We start from the raw sequence: 2,071 nt of genomic DNA, 5'->3' as shown, positions 1-2,071 counted from the left end.
TTTATAAACGCGAACTATGTTTAGTACTTTTTTACCTCTATTTCCCTTAACCGAGCAGTATTGCCATCGATTGTGATTTCCACACCTTGAGAATGCCCCTGTTCTTCCAAGCATACCGCACAAGCTTCTGCCAACGCCGCTCCAAACGAAGGAGTAATAGCAGGTAAACCTTGAGCTAAATCTGTGATGACAAGTTCTTGAGGTTTGTTCAAGATTCAATAAACCCTGACTAAATTTGGTTCAATTGTACTTTAAATTACCATTTTTATGCGGCGCCGTTGCCTCTCTATTAAAAAAATTAACCCTCCATACCCAATAAGGAGCAAGCAAAGGGAGAAAAGTGATTTACAGAAATCATCTTCCTTTGTGTCTGAGCGGATGCGCAGAACTCACCGCGCGCTTAGATAATGGTACAGTTACTCATGAAGTCCTCGAAGCTGGTAGAGAAGCAGTTTTAAAAAAGTGGCGGACAGCAAGGGCGCCTGAAAAGAAGGAGCGGATAAAAGAAGCGCTTGATCAATTTATTGATATTATTGAGAATCCTTACATTACCGAAGCGACTATGAAAGTAGAGGATGCGGCGCCGTCTAATAAAAGTCATATGCGGGTAGTTTTAGATGAAGGTGTTAGTTCATACCCAGACTCAGAGATTGAAGAATTTGATAGGAGAGATGATAGAATCTTAACACTTGGGTAAGCATGATACGCATTTTCTCCTGTTCACCCAAAATTTGCATTTCCGGTGTATCAGGAATAATAGAATCAAGAAATTTTAAAACATCGGCGCCCATGTGTGGATTATTCATCTCTATTTATTCCTCAATAACTTCCCAACCAAACATAGAAGCTAGACGGCGAGCCATAGTTGTCCTATCCGGTCTTCTCAAACAAAAGCCATAACCCGCAGAGTCTGTCATAATAAATCCTGAACCAAATTGTTCTAAGCTCTCATAATTTTCATTTGAAATACCAATATCAAATAACTTGTCTATTAATATTTTTCCATGAGCAATTGCTATAAGATGATTAGCTACATCTCTATTGAAAACAGCTTGAATTTCTGAAGAGAAGGGTATCATTGGAAGTCCAGTTAATACAACTTCTGATAAAAAACCATCAAAATGAGGCTTATACTCCTCTGGTAGTTGACTAGCCCTTTTCAATCCACAATCTCGATAACTAGCAAATGCGGATATTTCAATACCTTTATATACTTCGGTACGTATTTCTCCGCTCTCCCATAATAATAGTGCTTCCTTTATGATACGTCGTTCAGATGCACTTTTGTAATAACGTTTTTTCTTTGGAAGCGGCGCCGTATTATTTACCGAGTACAACCATAACCATTGGGTCTTAGCTTGCATATAGATACACCCATCCGGTTTCTTTTCGTCGCGGGGTGCGAGTTTGAGCGATGCTAGCGCTCGTTTTGGTCTTAAGATTATCAGGAACCGCGCGGTATCCTACTGGTGGTGCTTCTTTCTGGTTCCACCAATAATCATAACGCGGTACATCAGGACATTCAGTTGATGGTCTACTTTTCCATTGCCATTCACATGTACTACACTTCCAGCCGTGTGGGGTTTTGAGTAAGTTATGTGCCATATCAAAACAACAAACACTACAAAAAGTATTCTCCCACACAAGTGCGTCTGCATATTTTTAAAGGCGCCAATATTCGTCATAGGAGACGTGTCACAACGAAAAAAGGGGTTGTATCAATATACATCCCCCTCTAATGGTGCATTACTAAAGTAATTTAAAATCTGATTTGAAAAATGGGGCGCGCTCTGGACTTAAGTTTTCAATACCGAAGTTACTAGTGCAGCTTGACTTAAATAGTAGCTTACCCAAATTAAATGTACTGTCTAATAATATTTATAATCACAAAATAGGTCATCGTGCCAAAACAAAACTAAAACCCCAACCGATGGTCAGGGTTTTATAATTATAAATAGATATTTGTTTTCAATTTACAATGAATGAATATGTTTAGTTAGCAGTTAACATAAACACACAGACCTAAAGCTTTCCAAGTTTGGGGTCCAACAATTCCATCTACAAGAACTGT

General features: G+C 38.9%; 4 protein-coding genes. 1 reads left to right on the top strand and 3 read right to left on the bottom strand.

All coding sequences use genetic code 11. From position 1 onward, the window contains the following. Positions 1-20 precede the first annotated feature (20 nt). Positions 21-212: a hypothetical protein gene (locus tag AC2JBO_RS44690; protein ID WP_496960045.1), complete on the bottom strand. Its 192-nt coding sequence runs from the start codon at positions 210-212 to the stop codon at positions 21-23. 128 nt (positions 213-340) lie between these two features. On the opposite strand from AC2JBO_RS44690, the gene AC2JBO_RS44685 reads away from it, so the two are divergent. After that, positions 341-697 carry a hypothetical protein gene (locus AC2JBO_RS44685; protein WP_496960044.1) on the top strand — a complete coding sequence of 119 codons (357 nt, stop codon included), beginning with the start codon at positions 341-343 and terminating at the stop codon, positions 695-697. Positions 698-812: 115 nt separating this feature from the next. Here the strand turns inward: AC2JBO_RS44685 and AC2JBO_RS44680 are convergent, their stop codons facing one another. Continuing rightward, positions 813-1,364 carry a hypothetical protein gene (locus AC2JBO_RS44680; RefSeq protein WP_496960043.1) on the bottom strand — a complete coding sequence of 184 codons (552 nt, stop codon included), beginning with the start codon at positions 1,362-1,364 and terminating at the stop codon, positions 813-815. Beyond that, a complete protein-coding gene (locus tag AC2JBO_RS44675; protein WP_496960042.1) occupies positions 1,354-1,605 on the bottom strand; it encodes a hypothetical protein in 252 nt (83 codons plus the stop codon). The genes AC2JBO_RS44680 and AC2JBO_RS44675 overlap by 11 nt, the downstream gene beginning before the upstream one ends. Between the last annotated feature and the right edge of the window lie 466 nt (positions 1,606-2,071).

Source organism: Calothrix sp. CBUCES-K 9914, assembly GCF_059640475.1.
Note: the sequence above shows the minus strand (reverse complement) of the source record. Positions and strands in the feature narration are given on the sequence as shown.